Raw genomic sequence first — 17,464 nt, forward strand, 5'->3', positions numbered from 1 at the left:
CAGAAAAGTCTCGAGCTCGAGACTTCAGTTCCCAATAGCCTAAGCCACCTGATCAAGAAAAAGCTGTTGATATTCTCTATGAACCAGACTACCTAGAGCTCGCTTATGTGCCTTCTCAAAATCTAATTTGTTAACATTTATTGGTTTGGTTCGATAGTCTTCAAGATGACGACGATAGCGAAGCCTTTTATTACGATTACACTTTGCTAAGGCATAATTTAGACCATGTGATTTTGCGTTGCTGAGAAACTTTTTGCTAAATCTAGCATCATGAAAGAAATCTTTGCGATAAAACTTTATTTTATTTAGATGCTTTAGTATGTCTGAATTTAGTTCATTCATACTACATTGAAGATTACGAAGGCAACACTCTATTCGCTGATAATTCCCACCAATCGGTTTTAGACCTTGTTTCTTACGTAACTCATTTTTGTCGTACATTGTAATTTTACAATTACTACGTTTGCTACCGATTACTTGACTACCAGGTTTCCCAGAACTTTTTGGATAAATACTTGACTGCTTAGCTCTATCGACATGGATATATAAATCAGGTTCCATATCAAACACATCTAATGTTAAGTCTAACCTTGTTACCGTTGCTTCAAAATAAATTCTTTTTACAACGTCTATTCCAAGCAATTTGATTAGGCACTTTCTTAGCTTAATTCTACCTTCCTTTTTAAGCTTACTTGGGTTATATTCAATACGAAAGAAGTTATGTTTTGTGTTTATTGGATAAAAAGACACATCTGCAGTATTATCACCATGAATCTTAAACTGATAGTTGTTGTTATATCGTTGATTACTGTTGTTAGTTACCTTACCTCCATATTCTTTGAATACTTGATCATATACCATGCAAGAGAAGAAGCTGTTCTTTCTTCTCTTATTAAGTGATAATGTCAATGCAACCTTGTCATATAGCAATCTCTGTGAAGGTAATTTAATTGTCTTCATAATATAACCCATGCGATGCTGTTAATATGTTATTGCTCTCAGTCACATGCAGTGCTACTTAATAAGAAAACACGACATGAACATCAACTATAATCATGAATAAATTAGTATAATAATGTGCTTTTGACGTGCTGTTAGTTTATTAAAAATCCACCAAAATTAGTCAAAAATTATACTGATAATTATACGAAAAATGACGTGGAAAATCCCCACGCCCTTTGCTCAGTAAGACTGTTAATCTAAAAGCTCATATTCCATCTCCTTAACATAACCTTGCATCTCTGAGAGGTAAAATTTTAATTGAGCGACTTTATCTGTGAGTTTAGCCTTAGCATCGCTAGGTTTAATACTATCCTTGCGACCATCATACTTTGCCTTTTTACCCAGTTTTAACGGAGTAACTGTTTGTCGTCCTCGTGTTGCTGGTGGCTCTATCTCTTCTTCCTCTAATTCACCTTTGAAGTTATGTACCGCCTGTTTCATAACATCAGTTGTGAGTTTGCTTACGTCTCTGCCAGATAATTCAAGAGCCACATTAAAAACAGCTTTCCAATCGCTCTTTTTCATACTACCCTTTAACACTAATAGCGCAGCTTGGGAGATTTCGCCCGGATCAAGTCCAAGTTCAATCAAAACCTTGACTTCGTTGATTATGTTGTAAATGGTTGTCGGATTTTTCTTGTAGCATTTTGCAATTTCATCGACCATTTCTTTGTTGGTTTCGAAATCTAAAACCTGATAGGCATACTCGACTTGCAAAAATCTTACCAATAGATTTTTCAAATAATCTATTGAACAAGCTATATTTTTTACAGTTTTTTTAATATCTGCAAAATCTGCTTTGATTTCTTCGGACTCTTGTGCTGAACAAATTGGCTTTGTGCCCATCTTTCTTGCCTCGCTATATTTAGATTTCAGAATTTTCATAATCATCCTTTGGATGTAATTATGAGTTTTTTTTAAATCCCGAAAAATATCCATAAAAGGCTCTCCAGGATAATAAGTTGAAGACCACACCATCAACTAGTGGTATCTCAATTGAGTTTGTTTGTGATTATGTATCCAATTTCGCCTCATCTATATACACTTTTGGTTTGTGAAATTTACAATTAGGGTTTTTTGTGTTTCGCTCATGCTTGCCACCGGTTGAAAACGCTTAAAACTCCTAAATTTTATTGACGAGAAAAATCATTATCTTTGCGCTAAAAACCATTGAAAAAATACAGCCTTGTCCAGATACAACCGTCGTCCCACTTTTAAGACTGCTCCGGCATGTTGCAGGCCATTTTTTTTCCGCGACTTTATTAACCAGTCGAGCTGCCGCTGGGTGAACAATGCTGGATGTTCACGCGCTAGCTCTGCTGCGGTAGTTAACTCGTAAATTTTTTTGCTTTGGTCAGTCTCACTCATCATTTGTGTCTCCGTTTTGCTTCTGCTTAAACTCCACGAGCTTTATACAAGGCAAAAAAATACCTTCAAAACAGGTAATAAAATATTTCTTTTATCATTTAATACAATGACTTAGTTTAAATACCTTTAACTTGAGTATTTGTCGAAGATGTTTTCAAAGAACAAACTCGCTGTTTTAAGTTGTGTTTTGGGGAGAAGGATATGAAGATGCTTTACAGGAGGAAATAACTCGAACCGCGAGCGTGTTTGAAGATGTTGAAACAAATGCCGGCTTGTCTTAGACAAGCCGGCATATCAAAAGAGATTGGTTTTGGGTAGCACCGTAAAATGGTGCCGAAGTGGGTGTTACTTCTAGCTAGGTGATCTGAACTATCCGTTGAACACTTTATTCATGATGCGCTCGGCCAGCGCGCTTTTGTGCTCAGTAGATAGATGGGCGTAACGCTTTGTAGTCTGGGTGCTTTTATGGCCTAGTAGTTCTGCTGTTTCGTGCAAGCTGGCACCATTCATTACCAGATAACTTGCCGCAGTATGCCTGAGATCGTGAAATCTAAAGTTTTTGATCCCTGCTCGTTTTAGTGCTTTGTTCCATTGCACACGAAAATTGAAGGGTTTTCTTGCGTCAGTGGGCGAGGAAAAGATTAGATTACAACCTGATTCCCGAAACTTCTTTAGTTCATCAAGAGCAAATGCTGGGATGGGGTTAATTCGGCGCGAGCCGTTTTTAGTCGTTGCAAGCTTTGCCAGACCTTTATCAAGGTCTATATCTTTCCAGGTAAGGTTTAAGATTTCAGCTTTGCGCATGCCTGTGGTGATTGCCATCATCACCAGCAAGTACATTTTGTTCCAGGTGGATTTTTTGCAGGCTTCCAATAATGCATCACGCTCCCGATCATCAAGGAAGCGTTCAACTTCATTGGGCGTTGAGTCAACTGAAACACCCTCTACTGGATTTTCATTGAGATAACCACGCTTAATGGCATATTTGAAAATACTGGATAAGACGGCTCTTTGCCGAAGCACCGTATTGCTAGAACGTTGTTTGTTAATTTCTATCGACTTGCCTGGACCATGTCCTTTTAGGACTTTGCCTTTGCCGTACTGATCAAGTGCTTTTCGGACATCAGCTGATGTGATGGCTTTGATAGGTTTTTTGTTGAAGACTTCTTGCCAGTAGTAGGCACGAGGAATTTGATTCTCGTCTTTTTTGTTCCACTTGGCGATGTACTCATCGACTAGTTCGTGGAAGGTTAAAAAATCGAGTTCGATGCCGAGCTTAGAAAAGACTTCACGGCCACCAAGCGTTTCAACTTGCTCAGGTGTGAGATTGCTTACTTCAGATGGAGAGAGGAGTAAAATCTGATCTAACTTAGCATCAAAGTCTGAAGACCATTTTTCAGCGTCTTTTTTGGACGAAAAGGTCTTAGCTTGGATAAAAGTATAATTCTTACGGATGTCGGCACGAAATCTGCCGTTTGGTAGCTTGCGAATTGTTGCCATGTTATCAGTCCAAAAACGTTAAACTGACAGTGCGCAAATTTTATATGCACGATTTGTGCATTTTGTTGTGCACTGCTGGAGTTTAAAGCGTCTTCAACCGATGGCATTTAGTTGAAATTCTCTTTGCCGATCAAAGAGTTAAGATGGTGGGTCGTGTGCGATTCGAACGCACGACCATCGCATTAAAAGTGCGGTGCTCTACCGGCTGAGCTAACGACCCAACAACTGAATTCACATTATAACGGTTTTTTATAAAAAAGCAATTATTAATTGGCAACCGAATTGCCTCAAATTAAAAGTAACCCAAGGGGGCAATAAAAACGGGTCGTTGCCTCACATTGTGTGTAACCGAAATCAAGCGGGTTACCACCATGGGAAAACACGAACGACGAGCCTATTTGCAAGCCATCCAAAAGCGCTATCGACAAAGCGATAGGGCCACTAAACAAATGATCCTGAACGAGTTTTGCGAAGTCTGCGGCTACGCCCGCAAGTACGCCATTCGTCTGCTGAATCGAAAAGCAAAGCCAGCAGCCTCTCCAACCAAACGGCCCGGACCCAAGCGAAAATATCAAGCCGAGGTGTTGCTGGAGCCCCTGAAACGCATCTGGTTCGCCAGTGACCAGTTGTGCGGCAAGCGCTTGAAGGCGGCAATTCCGCTCTGGTTACCACACTACGAAGACCAGTACGGCACACTAGCGGACAGTGTTCGCGTCGACTTGCTGACGATTTCGGCGGCGACCTTGGATCGCTTGCTCAAGCCCTTGCGTGTCCAGAATTCCAAAGGCTTGTCCGGCACTAAACCCGGTTCGCTGTTGAAATCCCAGATTCCCATCCGCACCCATCACTGGGACGAAACTCAGCCTGGCTTCGTCGAGGCTGACACAGTGGCTCATTGCGGGAATTCACTAGCGGGTGATTTCGTCTGGAGCCTGACGATGACGGATATCGTGACTGGCTGGACCGAGTGCCGAGCGACCTGGAACAAAGGTTCGCAAGGGGTGTTGGAACAAATTCAGGCCATCGAAGGACTATTGCCGTTCCCGTTGAAGGGCTTCGATTGTGACAACGGTTCTGAATTTCTCAACCAGCACTTGTTGCGCTATTTCACCGATCATCCACAGCAAACCCGCCTTCACCCGCTCCCGGCCCTACAAAAAGAATGACAATGCCCATGTCGAGCAGAAAAACTGGACGCACGCCCGACAATTATTCGGCTACGACCGGCTGGACAACGCCGCCCTGGTGCCGTTGATGAACCAGGTATACAGCACCCTTTGGTGTCCTTTGCAAAATCATTTCTGTCCCAGCCTAAAACTTCACAAAAAACACAGGGACGGCGCCAAGATCATCAAAAAATACCACGCGCCGCAAACCCCTTATCAACGGGTGATCGATCATCCTAACATCCCGGAAGCCACCAAACACGCTCTCCGGAAACAGCATGCCAAACTCAATCCATTTGCTATCAAGGCGGCCATTGAGCAACAATTGAAACTCATTTTTTCACACATCCAGGTTACCTCTAATGTGAGGCAACGACTTTGACCCTTCGGTTACTTTTTTCTATGAGGCAATATGCAACTCGAACCGGTTACCTGATGTGGTGTTAATGTTTGAGGATTATATAATTCCGTCGAATAATGCCGGGACGGTCGGGTGGTGTTGATCGCAATCATAACCGTTGTAAGTTTGAACATTGATGGTATGTCGGAAATCTTGGGATTGAATTTTGTCGAGTGGAGTCAAAAAAAATTTCAGATTCTGAAAGCTGGCTGATTGCGTTGGTTATCTCCCAAACTAGGCTTGTTTTTTGTCTGCATATCATTCCAGCTACCATGGGATCCTGTCCTGAGTATTTTGGGCTAATTTTAATTTATGGCATGTGGGGGAATACTTATGCGATAGCCACTCCATTAGAGTGGTGAGCTAAAATGTTTCAGGCTCTTGGATTTTTTCATTGTTTTGTTGATGCTTCCACCCGAATTTCCCAGCCGGGAGAGGCTGGTGAGATGGCTAAAATTTGTGATTGCCGGTCGGTTGTCAGCCACTCCAGCAGTGGTAGGGTGGCCAAAACCGGCATGATGGTGGCCATGGAAACCCAATTCGACGAGAAATCCGTAGAGCCGAACCGGGGTTGGCCGATATAGGCGAGACCGTTCTCCGCCCGTCCGGCGGCCAACACAAAGGCGCTGGCAAAAGCAGGCCAGCCTAGGCCCGGAGCCAGATAGGCCGGCCAGTTTTCATCATAGCAAACCAACAGTAATTCCCCTCCCTGGTAAGCCAGTTGGCACCAGGCTTCCAGCAACCCCATCGCGAAAGTATCCAATCCCGCCGCCAAGGCGGTGGCCGGTTGTGTACAGTGCTGGGCGATGCTCCAATACCCGGCCGCCGTATTCTGCACGGAATTGTGAAAGGCGCTGGGCGACACAATGCCGTCGGCTTTGCTCAGTTCCAGACACAGTTGGTCGGTGGTTTGGATTTCGCCGGCCACGCTGGCGAATATTGCCGGCAGATTGGCGGGAGAACGGCCGGATTTTGCAAAGGCTGTCGCCGCAGCGCTGAATGCCATTTGGGTTGCCTGACTGGTGCGGCGACGCAGCATGGGTGGGATGCTGTCGCCGGCGGAACCGAACGCCGGAAACGGCAATTTCGCCCGAAAATTAGGATCCGGGGCGCAGGCGCCGTAGCCGAGCAGAGTCATGCATTCCATCACGCAGCCTCCAGTAACACGCTGGCATTATTGCCGCCGAAACCGAAAGCATTGCTGAGGATTAGCCGCGGGCGCACATCAAGGTTCGGCGCGGCAAGCACCGGTAGGCCGCATTGCGGATCGGTCCGCTGCAAGCCGCAGGTGCCGGGCAGAAAGCCCTTATCCAGGGCCAATAAACTGATCACCACTTCAACCGCGCCGGCCGCGCCCAAGGTGTGGCCCAATAAACCCTTAACGCCGCCGCAGGCTGGCGGATTGGGAAACAGGCTGGTGATGGCCTTGGCTTCGGACAAGTCGTTCAGCATACTGGAGGTGGCGTGCAGATTGATGAAATCGACTTCGCTGACCTCTCGGCCCGCCAATCTCAAGGCTTGGTTCATGGCGGCGGCCGCACCGATCCCCTCCGGGTGCGGCGCGCTCATGTGATGAGCATCGGACGATTCACCCACAGCCAGCAGGCGCGGACGGTCCGCGTTGTCGGGCGATGGGCGCTCCAGCAGCAGCAGCGCCGCGCCTTCGCCGATGTTGATCCCCTTGCGCTCGGCGTCCATCGGCCGGCAGGCATCGGTCGAAATCAATTGCAGGCTGTTGAAACCGCGTAAGGTCAAACGGCACAAACTATCCACGCCGGCCACCAGTACCGCGTCGCAAATTTCGGTATTGATCAATCTTTGCGCCACGCCTAGTGCCTTTGCGCTGGAAGAGCAGGCGGTGGAAATCGCGTAGCATGGCCCTTGTAATCGGAGTTCCTTTTGTAAATATTCGGCGGTAGCTTGGGCGGTATGGGTTTTCAAAAAATCGAATCCGGCCGGCATCGCGCCGGTCCGGCGTAAATCGACATAGGCATTTTCGGTTTCGTAGATGCCCGAGGTGCTGGTGCCCAATATCAGACCTATCCTAGCCGCGCCGTGTCGGACTATGGCGCGCTCCACTTGGCTACGAAAATCGGCCTGTTCCAGCGCTTTCAGCGCCAGTCTGGCATTGCGGCAATCATAGTTTTTCAGGCTGGCCCGAATTTCGGGTAAGGCGGATATGACTTCGCCCACCACGGTTTCGAAGGGAATGTCGAACAACCGTAGCGGTTTTAAACAGCTCTGGTTGGCAATCAGGCTGCGATACAAGGCTTCGATATCGTCGCCGGCGGCGCTGAGGCATTGGTAGGCTATCATGCTAACGGGGCTGGGGTGGAGTGTGGTCATTGCTTTTTAGATTGAGGAATCAGCAAGGGGCATAGCAGAAAGCCCAGGGTAACGCCGAGGCTGACCGACAAGGCCAGGATCGGTAGCGTCGGGGTTTTGCCTAGACCTAAGGCGCCGAAAGAGGCCAGCGTGGTTAGCGTGGACGAAGCAATCGCATGATAAGTAACATCGACATCTTTGCCACGGTTTTCCATGAAGAAGATGCCGTAATCCACGCACAGTGATACCGACAGCAACAACCCGATCACATGCAGAAAACTCAGCTCTTCGCCGATCAATGCCCAGGTGGCGAAAATGAACAACACGGCGGCCAGCGAAGGGAACAGGGTCAACAGCATCTTGCGCAAGTCGCGTTGTTGCAGCCAAATCAACAAACCCATGATGGCAATGCCGATTACCAGCATGCGCAAGGAGCGATCCCGGTATTGCGCAGCCAGCCGATCCAGTTGATTCTTCTGGCTGAAATAGCGGGTGCCTTCCAGGCCCCGCAAGCCTTCGATCAGCATGGCCGGATCGTGATCTCCTAGCCACAATGACAAGATTACCCCATGCTGGCCTTGGATCAGTTGGCCGGACAGGATATGTCTTACCGGCGATGCCAGCACGGCTTCCGGGCGTAGCGCTTCCGTCGAAGAGAGCGGCAAATGGCCTAGCTTGTCGATCGAGAGTTCGGCTTTGCCGAGGGCGGAGTGCCAGGCCTCGCGAAATTGCGGGGTCAGAGCCTGATCGTAAACGCCGGCGTTTTCGGCTTGCAATTGCTCTGACACCAACCATGGGAACAAACCGTGGTATTCGCTCAACACGCCGGCTTGCTTTAGCGATCTTAGACGGCGTTCGGCGGCTTCGGAGCGTTGCAAGGCGGTTTCGAAGTCATCGGCTTGAATCAGCACGAAGCGGCCCGGTTCGATACCGGAAAAGTGAGCGCGAACCGCTTGGTCCTGCTGCTTGAGGGAATCCATATTCATCGCCAGGTTTTGCATGTCGTCCATCCAGCGCAGCTGCGGTAAGGCCAGCACGGCCAGAACGGTGGCGACGGCAAACAAGCTCCGCAAGACTTTACGGTGGCGGCCGCAAAAATCCACCCAGGCGCCTATGCCCGGTAAATGAGCGGCATGGATAGCCGTTTGGCCGAGCAGGGCGGGCAGTACCCAACGGGTCAAGCCCAGGGATGCGACGATACTGAACAACGCGAACACGGCGATTTGTTCGAAACCGGGAAAGCCTGTAAACCCCATGGCTGCATAACCGATCACCGTGGTCAGACCGCCCAACAGCAGGCTGGACCATACCAGCCGCACACTGGTTAGCGGCGAAGCGCGGTGTTTGGCGCAATGCACCAGGACGTGGATAGGATAGTCGGTGCAAATACCGATCAGGCTGGCGCCCAGCGCCAAGGTCAGGCTATGGACTTGTTGGAAGATCAAGCCGGTGGCCAGGGTGCCGACCACGAACGAAGCCGCCTGTATCATCATGATCCAGTGCAACGCGATAAAAGACCGGAACAACAGTAGGAACACCAAAATCACGCTGATGCTGGACACCACCGATACCAGCGTGACGTCTTGGCTGATCTCGCCATGGGCGGCCACGCTGAACACCGGTACGCCGGCCATGGTCAGGCGGAAGGCATTGCTGGCGGATTGATTCAAGGTGTCGAAACGGGCGCGAATGTCGGTTTGCAGGCGTTGATGGGCTTCCGAATCCAGCGCGGCCGGTTTGCTTTGCAGAATCAGCCCGCCGCCGTCGGCGTTCAGGCGAGCTTGTTGTTCGAATTGGCCTTGCAAGTCCTTGAAACCGTTCAGCGACAATAATAAAGGGTCTTGTTTGGCGATGGTTTTGACGAAACTGCCCTGCGGGGAAAGCAAGGCTTGCTTGAGACTTTCGGCGCGGCTGTCCAATTGGCTTGGGTCGAACAGTTTGCCGGCATCCTGGCTAGGGTTAAGGCTGAACACTCGAGCATGGTAGGGCGCATGGGAACGGACCGCATCCAGCCAGTCGCGTGGCGGTTCGTTGGCCGGCCAGACTTGTTCCACGTCCTTCAGTCCAGCCAATTGCTCCACCAGACGGTTACTGAAAGAGCTCAGAGATTGTGAGTTGTTAATGCTTGGCGCTGCGGCTTTTTCTACTACCAATAGATAGCGGCGCGACAGTTCGCCCGATTGCAACAGTCCCGACAGCAGTTTCGAATCGTCGTCGTCGGTGGCGGTAAAAAACGCGTTCAGATCGGTTTCGACCCGGATTTGCCAAAACGTCAACGCCAATAACGCCGGAAACAGTACGAGAAACCAGCGCTTACGCCAAACAAAAGACATTGATCAATCTCCGATGGCTTCCCGCAACAGGCTTTGCATGGAATAGGCAGGGCCTTGTTCCGGGTTGGTCTTCAGCATCCGGTATTCGGTGGATTCGCCGTCCGCTTGCCGGATCAAAATCCTCCGCTCCCGGTCGCCGTCGTCTCCGGAAATTTCGATGGCCGGAGTTTCCTCAACGCTTTGATCCGGTTTGGGTGTCAGACGCAAGGTCCAACGCTTATTATTCTGCTCGGCGGTAAAATCATAGTTGGTTTGCAATTGTTCGGTTTGTCCCTGCAATATCGAGCGGAATACCTTGATTTGTTCGGCGGCCTGGTCGGCATAGTCCAGCGGGGCGGTATGGCGTTGGTTTTGTTCAGGGTCCCAGTAATACATGCGTTCATCGGCGATGGCCATGATGACGCGCTTGGGATTTAGTTGTAGTTTGACCAGGCCTCCGTCGGCGCCGGACAGCATGTAGCCTTGTCCTTGCCAGGGGGCGGAGGCTAATTCCAGCTGACGAGTTTCTTCATAATGGAACTGCGCTTGCCCGCTTTGCCGGATGCGGGCCAACAGATCAATCGGGTTTGTTGGCTCGGCAAGCCCCGCCAAGGGTAAAAATGCCAGCAGCCAGCACGGGCCCCGCATCATGTCCAAATGCCCTTGAATACTTTGTGGCCGTGTACAGCCATGAATTTGAACGTTTCCATCGCCGGGGGGATTTCCAGATCGGGGAAGCGCTTATGCCGGTAAAACCATTCCGCGATACCCAGCAGACCCATCAGCATATACACCAGCACGCCGGTATAGATAGCCCAGGCTTGTTGTCCCGCCAGGGCCGGCAGGGCGGCGCAGATCGGTACATTGACGGCGAAAAACAGAGTCCAGGCCCAGGTTACTTCACGCAGGTATTCGGCAATGCCGGGTTTGAACTCGGGGAATTGCAGGCGCACCAAGCGTTCGCACAAGGATGGCGGCGCCCACAAGGTATGTCCGAATAGCGCTGTCAGCCACAGGTAGGCAAACGACGGCAGTAGCCAGATGAAGTAAGTATTGGCGAAGTAGGCGCCGGTCAATAACACAGCCACTAACAGCAGGGTGGTAAGCCGCCAAATCAGCTTTTTGAATTGAAGGCCCCGCCAAAAGGTGAGTCCGGCAAACACCACCAACTCCAGGCTGGCAAAGCCTCGTTCGGCCAGATAGGCGCTAAGAAAAGGGTAGGCGAGTAACAGGCCGGTAATGCCTATCGCCTTCAGAGCATTGGGCATGCTTAGCGGGTGCGATGGGTCGCGACAAAGTCGGCCAGCGACCTGAGAGAGACGAAAATCTGGTTGTTGCGTTCGTCGCCGGAAGTGATCTTGATGCCGTACTGGCGATCCAGCATCACGCCTATTTCCAGCGCGTCAATGGAATCCAATCCCAGCCCTCCGCCAAATAGAGCCGCATCGGGAGAAAGGTCGTCGGGCACGATGTCCTCAAGGCGCAAACCTTCGATGAGCATGGTTTTCAATTGGCTGATCAAGTCATCTGACATGGCTGGACATATCCCTTTAACAAAGCTTGAATTCTACACAAAATCCCAAGGCGGTTCAAAAACACTTGGATTGCGACCGAGGGAATGCCAAAATTGCCGGCATTGCAAATATATCCACGGATAAATACGTGCGTTTTTTCTTAGCTTTCAAAGTCATGTTGTTCACCGTACTGGTGCCCGGCACGGTCACCCTGTATTTCCCTTACGAGTTACTTTCCCGTTCGGGTACTGATTTTCAGTCGGCAAACCTGATGTTGGCTATCCCGGCGCTGGCCTGCATGCTGATGGGTATGGTCATTTATTTACGTTGCGCCTGGGATTTTGCAATCGAGGGTTTGGGCACTCCGGCGCCTATCGATCCTCCGAAGAAGCTGGTCGTGACCGGACTCTATCGCCGGACCCGCAATCCGATGTATCAAGGAATTGTGTTGTTATTGCTGGCCGAATGCCTGTTGTTTGTCGATTCGGGTCTGTTGATTTACGCCAGTTCGATTGCGCTGGTTTTTCATCTGTTCGTGGTGTTTTACGAGGAACCCGTTCTCGGCAACCGATTCGGCGAAGCCTACAACGACTATTGCCGCCAGGTTCCGCGCTGGGGCATGGCTTGCCGTTCCTTCCCGGCGAATGCTGCTTAAAATTCAAGTTCTTAGTCTTTTCAATCTCTATCCCACCCATGAAGCAAAAACTAAAAACCTTTATCTTCGCCGAGTTGATTTATCACGAAGACCCGGATTCCTTCAACGATGACGACGATCTGTTGGAAGCCGGGCTCGACAGCATGGGCATCATGCGTCTGATCATGTTCGCCGAGAAGGAATTCGGTGTGACCCTGCCGGACACCGAAATCGAGCCGGACAATGTGCAAAGCCTGAATGCGCTGGAACGATGGATACGCCAAGCCCAATGACGGCAGCAACATCCGAGCTGTTCAACCCGGCGGACTATTTCACCTTCGTCCTCGATCAGGAAATCCGCGACGCCGGCATGCCGGGCGGCTATTGCGGGTTCGCGTTGAGACTGGCCGCTACTCCTGATCTGGATCGGTTGCAACAACGGCTGGATTTGCTGGTGGAGATGTTTCCGAAGGCCTCGGCTCGCATCGAGCTTCAAGGTAAGCGCTATGCTTGGGTGGCTACCGGTCGGCGCATTCAGCTGGAGCGCCATCAATGCCAAGCGGTCGAGGATGAGGGCGAAGAAAGCCGGCGCATTGTGCTGGAAATCTTCAACCGGCCGGAATCCTTGCCGCTGACCGTGCATTGGATAGCCGAAACCGGCGGCGGCACCTTGTTGCTGAACTGGCTGCATCCCTTGCTGGATGCCCGTGGCGCGAAAATCCTGCTGGATTTCATTACCTCCGACCATCCCGAACGTTTCCAGGAATCGCCTTCCTTAATCAACGCCAAACTGGCGCAATGGAGTTTCTGGAAAAAATTGCAATTGTTATTCAAGGCCAAGCGCCATAACAACGAGGCTAACAGCCTGGATAGCTGTTTGCCTACCGGCATCGAACAAGGCCCGCAAACCCTGAAATTGAAAGTGCGGCGTTTCGATCAGGATCAATCCCGCCGCATCGCCAAACTGGCGCAGCAAACCACCGGCCTGGCCGGACGCACGCTGTATTATCTGGGCTGCTTTATGCGGGCCATGGAGCAGGTAGGGCCACCGGCCGCCAAGGCCGGTTATTGCATTCCCTATGCCTTCAACCTGCGCCGGCAGGGCGCGCCGACGCCGGTACTCGGCAATCACGTCGGTTGCCTGTTTGCCCGTGCTACTCGCGAGCAAGTGGGCGATAGAAAAGGCTTGTTCGAGCATTTATTGGCGCAGCATACTCAGGCGGTACGGGATGAACTGGATTTGGCTTATCTGCCGCTGATGTGGCTGGGCCAATGGCTAACGCCGGCCCGCTACGCGAAATTTTTGCGCAAGCAACACAGCGGCGGCGAATTGAGTTCGTTGTGGTTTTCCGATCTGGGCGACATGTCCTGGGCCAAAAACGGCTTCCTCGGCGCGCCGGTCACCGAATTGACCATGATGTGCTGGATGACCCTGCCGCCGGGCCTGGCTTTGCTGGTCGGGCAACTGGATGGCCGGTTATCCTTGTCCTATAGCTACTTGTCTCCAGCAGTGGATGAAGCCTGGCTGGATCAGGTGATCGCGCGGATGGATGCCGAATTATTGGAAAATGACGAGGCCTGATCCATGTTGCTGGAACCCTTTCTGCGCCAATGCCGGCAACAACCCGATGCCTTGGCCTTGCGCGAGCAAGACCGTAACTTAAGTTATGGTCAGTTATTGCGGCAGGCTCAAGCCGTTGCCGCCGCCTTGCAGGCTCGCGGTATTCAACCGGGCCAGCCGGTCGCCATTCATCTTGACCGTGGTATCGATGCCACGATCGCGTTATTCGGAGTGCTGTTGGCCGGCAATTGTTATGTGCCGCTCGACCTGAAAAATCCGCCGTCCAGATTGGCTTTCATTACCACAGATGCCAAGGTGCAAGCGGTTTTGGGATTGGGTGTCGCGCCGGCTTGGCTGGCTGATGGCTTATGGCTGGACACCGCCCATTGCCACGAGGCCATTACGCAAGCCGTCGAGATTGGCGGCGAATCGCTGGCCGCCATCCTGTATACCTCCGGTTCCACCGGTCAGCCGCGCGGCGTGGCTTTGAGTCATGCCGCGGTGAATGCTTTCGCGCGCTGGGCCACCGAGTTACTGGCCTTGAATGCCAGCGACCGCATTGCCAGCAGCGCGCCATTCTTCTTCGATCTATCGACTTTTGACCTGTACGCCGTGTTGGGCGCGGGCGCCAGCCTGCATTTCGTCCCGCCCATGCTGACCATGGCGCCGGCCCGGCTCAGTGCCTGGCTAAAGCAACAGGCCATCAGCGGCTGGTACACCGTGCCATCGCTGCTGGCTTTCCTGGCCTACAAGGGCAATTTGGCGCAAACGCCTCTGGATGCTTTGCGTTTTCTGTTGTTCGCCGGCGAGGTATTCCCGACCTCGGCCTTGATCGATTTGTCCGCCAGCCTGCCGCATACGACGCTGTACAACTTCTTCGGCCCCACCGAAACCAATGTCTGTTGTTACTGGCCGGTTTCGCGAGAAAAGTTGATAGCGGATCAAACCATTCCGATCGGCCGGCCGGCCGCCGGCTGCGAGCTTTATATCGAAGCCGAAACTGGCGAACTCTGGGTGCGAGGCCCGATATTGGCCAGCGGTTACTGGAGCGAAGGCGGTTTGCATCCCTTTCTGAATCAACAAGGCTGGTACGCCACCGGCGACCGCGTCAGTCTGGAGCAGGGCGAATACCGCTTTCATGGCCGCTTGGGCCGGATGCTGAAATGCTCGAGCTATCGGGTCGAACCGGCCGAGATCGAAGCCGCCGTCAATGCGATAGCCGGGGTGATAGGCTGCGCGGTAATCGGCATCCACGATCCCACCGCCGGCCAGCGTCCGGCATTAGCTATGGTTCTAGGGCCGGAAATGACGATCGCCGAGATTCGCAAGGCACTTAGCCGTCAATTGCCAGCCTACATGCAACCTAGCCAGTATCTGGTTTTGGACCAGTTGCCGCGATTGGCTAATGGGAAGCTGAACTATCAACAGTTGCGGATGTTGCTGAAGGCTTAAAGAATTGGTCGGAACAGTTTTTTGCTTGGATCGCAGCATGCAGCGAGGATATATGGAAAACAACTTCATCCATCACGGAGAGTAAATGATAAGTTTCAAAGATAAAGCCAACCTGATCTGGGAAGTTGCGGACCTGTTACGAGGCGACTACCGGCAGTCGGATTACGGTAAGGTGATTTTGCCGATGACGGTGTTGCGCCGCCTGGATTGTGTGTTGGCACACAACAAGCAGAAGGTACTGGATTACCTGCCTAAAGTTGAAAAACTCTCCGATAGCGCTAAAGACCTGACCTTAAACAAAATAGCCGGGGCGAATTTTCACAACCGTAGCCAGTACGATTTTGCCAAACTGGTCGCAGACCCCAGCCACATCGCCGCCAACCTGCGCAACCACATCAACGGCTATTCGGCCTCCGCCCGCGAGATTATCGAATATTTTAATTTCGACGATCAGATCGAACGCATGGACGATCCCAAGGCGGATATTCTGTTTCAAGTGGTAAAAAAGTTTGCCGAGATCGATCTGGCCGACATGGATACCATACAAATGGGCTATGTATTCGAAGACTTGATCCGGCGATTTGCCGAGCAATCCAACGAGACGGCCGGAGAACATTTCACACCCCGAGAAGTAATCAAGCTGATGGTTAATGTGCTGTTCAATGCCGACAATCAATCATTGACCCAAGCGGGTATCGTAAAAACCCTGTACGACCCGGCCTGCGGCACCGGCGGCATGCTTTCCGTGGCCGAACACCACCTGCAAGGCTTTAACCCCGATGCCAAACTAGAAGTGTTCGGGCAGGAGATCAACCCGGAATCCTACGCCATTTGCAAATCGGACATGCTGATCAAGGGGCAAAACCCGGCCAACATCAAATTCGGCAACACCTTTACCGTGGACGGTTTAAGGGATGAAAAATTCGATTACCTGCTCTCCAATCCGCCCTTTGGCGTGGACTGGAAAAAAGCTCAAAAAATCATCACCGACGAACACATCAATTTAGGCTACGCCGGCCGCTTCGGCGCGGGCTTGCCGCGTATCAACGACGGTTCCTTGCTGTTCTTACAGCACATGATTGCCAAGATGAAACCCCGCGAAGCCGGCGGTAGCCGTATCGGCATCGTCTTCAACGGCTCGCCGCTGTTTACCGGCCAGGCCGGCAACGGCGAAAGCAGCATCCGCCAATGGATTATCGAAAACGACTGGCTGGAAGCCATTATCGCCTTACCCGATCAACTGTTTTACAACACCGGCATTTCCACCTACATCTGGATACTCAACAACCAAAAAAGCGCCGAACGCAAAGGCAAAATCCAGCTAATCAACGCCATCGGTGCCAAAGACGAAGAACTGATTAAAGCCGGCGAACGCAGCTTCAATCGCTTTTGGGAAAAGATGCCGCGCTCGCTGGGCAACAAACGCAAACAAATCCCGGAAAACGGCGACAGCAAAGGCATAGGCTTTATCACCAAGCTCTACGGCGATTTTGTCGAAAACGAGTTCGTCAAAATCCTGCCCAACGAATTTTTCGGCTATTGGCGGGTTACCGTCGAACAACCTGAGAAAGACAGCAACGGCAATATCGTCAAAGGGCGCGACGGCAAGCCCAAAGCCGACAGTAGCCTGCGCGATTACGAAAACATTCCGTTTTTACAGAAAACCCGTGATTGCAAATTGATCTCACAAAATATCGAAGAATATATCGAACGGGAAGTAAAACCGCATTTACCCGAAGCCTGGGTTGACGACAGCAAAACCAAAATCGGCTACGAGATTAACTTCACCAAATACTTCTACGAATTTAAACCGTTGCGGTCATTGGCGGAGATTAAAGCCGATATCCTGGCGCTGGAAAAAAGCAGCCTGGAACTGGAACAAAAGGTGTTGGAGTGATGGGTGAATTAGATGATCAAGCCTTATATTTGGCGATACGCGGCATTTTAACTGCGGCGCATCGCCACGTTTATAGTGCTGTCAATTCTGCCATAGTCGATGCCTATTGGCGCATTGGTCAACTGATTGTTGAACATGAGCAAGGTGGAGCGGATCGGGCTGAATATGGCAAAAAACAGCTTGAGCAACTTGCCGGGCAGCTTAGTTCTGAGTTTGGCAAAGGCTTCGATGTGCGCAATCTTCGTAATATGCATGCCTTTTATCAGACCTTCCCAATTCGGAACGCACTGCGTACCGAATTGAGCTGGAATCCGAGCATAGCTTGTTAATCGG

At 51.0% G+C, this 17,464-nt stretch carries 18 protein-coding genes and 1 tRNA gene; 8 read left to right on the top strand and 11 right to left on the bottom strand.

Annotated elements, in window-relative coordinates:
- Positions 1-39: 39 nt before the first annotated feature.
- From IVG45_RS19190 to IVG45_RS19210, 5 genes are all read right to left on the bottom strand, one after another.
- Positions 40-960 carry a hypothetical protein gene (locus IVG45_RS19190; protein ID WP_196435371.1) on the bottom strand — a complete coding sequence of 307 codons (921 nt, stop codon included), beginning with the start codon at positions 958-960 and terminating at the stop codon, positions 40-42.
- Between the two features lie 234 nt (positions 961-1,194).
- Positions 1,195-1,941 carry a hypothetical protein gene (locus IVG45_RS19195; RefSeq protein WP_196435372.1) on the bottom strand — a complete coding sequence of 249 codons (747 nt, stop codon included), beginning with the start codon at positions 1,939-1,941 and terminating at the stop codon, positions 1,195-1,197.
- Positions 1,942-2,151: 210 nt separating this feature from the next.
- Positions 2,152-2,373, bottom strand: a complete 222-nt coding sequence (locus tag IVG45_RS19200) for a hypothetical protein (protein WP_196435373.1) — start codon at positions 2,371-2,373, stop codon at positions 2,152-2,154.
- A 366-nt stretch (positions 2,374-2,739) separates the two neighbouring features.
- Complete coding sequence (locus IVG45_RS19205; RefSeq protein WP_196435374.1) at positions 2,740-3,870, bottom strand: tyrosine-type recombinase/integrase; 1,131 nt, start codon at positions 3,868-3,870, stop codon at positions 2,740-2,742.
- A 144-nt stretch (positions 3,871-4,014) separates the two neighbouring features.
- A tRNA-Lys gene (locus tag IVG45_RS19210) sits at positions 4,015-4,090 on the bottom strand.
- Positions 4,091-4,241: 151 nt separating this feature from the next.
- Between IVG45_RS19210 and IVG45_RS19215 the strand changes: the two genes are divergently transcribed.
- Entirely contained in the window at positions 4,242-5,036 is a 795-nt protein-coding gene (locus IVG45_RS19215) for a hypothetical protein (RefSeq protein WP_196435375.1), read from the top strand.
- 88 nt (positions 5,037-5,124) lie between these two features.
- The gene (locus tag IVG45_RS19220) at positions 5,125-5,418 is read left to right on the top strand and encodes a hypothetical protein (protein WP_196435376.1); all 294 of its coding nucleotides are present in this window, start codon (positions 5,125-5,127) and stop codon (positions 5,416-5,418) included.
- Positions 5,419-5,827: 409 nt separating this feature from the next.
- Here the strand turns inward: IVG45_RS19220 and IVG45_RS19225 are convergent, their stop codons facing one another.
- The 6 genes from IVG45_RS19225 to IVG45_RS19250 are packed head-to-tail and all read right to left on the bottom strand — an operon-like array spanning position 5,828 to position 11,607.
- Positions 5,828-6,583 carry a beta-ketoacyl synthase chain length factor gene (locus tag IVG45_RS19225; RefSeq protein ID WP_196435377.1) on the bottom strand — a complete coding sequence of 252 codons (756 nt, stop codon included), beginning with the start codon at positions 6,581-6,583 and terminating at the stop codon, positions 5,828-5,830.
- On the bottom strand, positions 6,583-7,782 hold the full coding sequence (locus tag IVG45_RS19230) for a beta-ketoacyl-ACP synthase (protein ID WP_196435378.1): 1,200 nt from the start codon (positions 7,780-7,782) through the stop codon (positions 6,583-6,585). Before IVG45_RS19230 ends, IVG45_RS19225 begins: the two co-directional genes overlap by 1 nt.
- Entirely contained in the window at positions 7,779-10,094 is a 2,316-nt protein-coding gene (locus tag IVG45_RS19235) for an MMPL family transporter (protein ID WP_196435379.1), read from the bottom strand. The genes IVG45_RS19230 and IVG45_RS19235 overlap by 4 nt, the downstream gene beginning before the upstream one ends.
- 3 nt (positions 10,095-10,097) lie before the next feature.
- Complete coding sequence (locus IVG45_RS19240) at positions 10,098-10,724, bottom strand: LolA family protein (protein ID WP_230874657.1); 627 nt, start codon at positions 10,722-10,724, stop codon at positions 10,098-10,100.
- On the bottom strand, positions 10,721-11,341 hold the full coding sequence (locus tag IVG45_RS19245) for a hypothetical protein (RefSeq protein WP_196435380.1): 621 nt from the start codon (positions 11,339-11,341) through the stop codon (positions 10,721-10,723). The genes IVG45_RS19240 and IVG45_RS19245 overlap by 4 nt, the downstream gene beginning before the upstream one ends.
- 2 nt (positions 11,342-11,343) lie before the next feature.
- Positions 11,344-11,607 (bottom strand): phosphopantetheine-binding protein, encoded by a 264-nt coding sequence (locus IVG45_RS19250; protein ID WP_196435381.1) that lies wholly within the window; start codon positions 11,605-11,607, stop codon positions 11,344-11,346.
- A gap of 128 nt (positions 11,608-11,735) precedes the next feature.
- Between IVG45_RS19250 and IVG45_RS19255 the strand changes: the two genes are divergently transcribed.
- The 6 genes from IVG45_RS19255 (at position 11,736) to IVG45_RS19280 (ending at position 17,460) form a co-directional block, all read left to right on the top strand.
- On the top strand, positions 11,736-12,242 hold the full coding sequence (locus tag IVG45_RS19255) for a methyltransferase family protein (protein WP_230874658.1): 507 nt from the start codon (positions 11,736-11,738) through the stop codon (positions 12,240-12,242).
- 38 nt (positions 12,243-12,280) lie between these two features.
- Positions 12,281-12,514 carry an acyl carrier protein gene (locus IVG45_RS19260; protein ID WP_196435382.1) on the top strand — a complete coding sequence of 78 codons (234 nt, stop codon included), beginning with the start codon at positions 12,281-12,283 and terminating at the stop codon, positions 12,512-12,514.
- On the top strand, positions 12,511-13,803 hold the full coding sequence (locus tag IVG45_RS19265; protein ID WP_196435383.1) for a hypothetical protein: 1,293 nt from the start codon (positions 12,511-12,513) through the stop codon (positions 13,801-13,803). Before IVG45_RS19260 ends, IVG45_RS19265 begins: the two co-directional genes overlap by 4 nt.
- Before the next feature lie 3 nt (positions 13,804-13,806).
- The gene (locus IVG45_RS19270; RefSeq protein WP_196435384.1) at positions 13,807-15,234 is read left to right on the top strand and encodes an amino acid adenylation domain-containing protein; all 1,428 of its coding nucleotides are present in this window, start codon (positions 13,807-13,809) and stop codon (positions 15,232-15,234) included.
- 85 nt (positions 15,235-15,319) lie between these two features.
- Positions 15,320-17,131, top strand: a complete 1,812-nt coding sequence (locus IVG45_RS19275) for a type I restriction-modification system subunit M (protein ID WP_196435385.1) — start codon at positions 15,320-15,322, stop codon at positions 17,129-17,131.
- Complete coding sequence (locus IVG45_RS19280) at positions 17,131-17,460, top strand: DUF1016 N-terminal domain-containing protein (RefSeq protein ID WP_196435386.1); 330 nt, start codon at positions 17,131-17,133, stop codon at positions 17,458-17,460. Before IVG45_RS19275 ends, IVG45_RS19280 begins: the two co-directional genes overlap by 1 nt.
- Positions 17,461-17,464 lie beyond the last annotated feature (4 nt).

It is taken from the genome of Methylomonas sp. LL1, from assembly GCF_015711015.1.
Lineage (GTDB): Bacteria > Pseudomonadota > Gammaproteobacteria > Methylococcales > Methylomonadaceae > Methylomonas.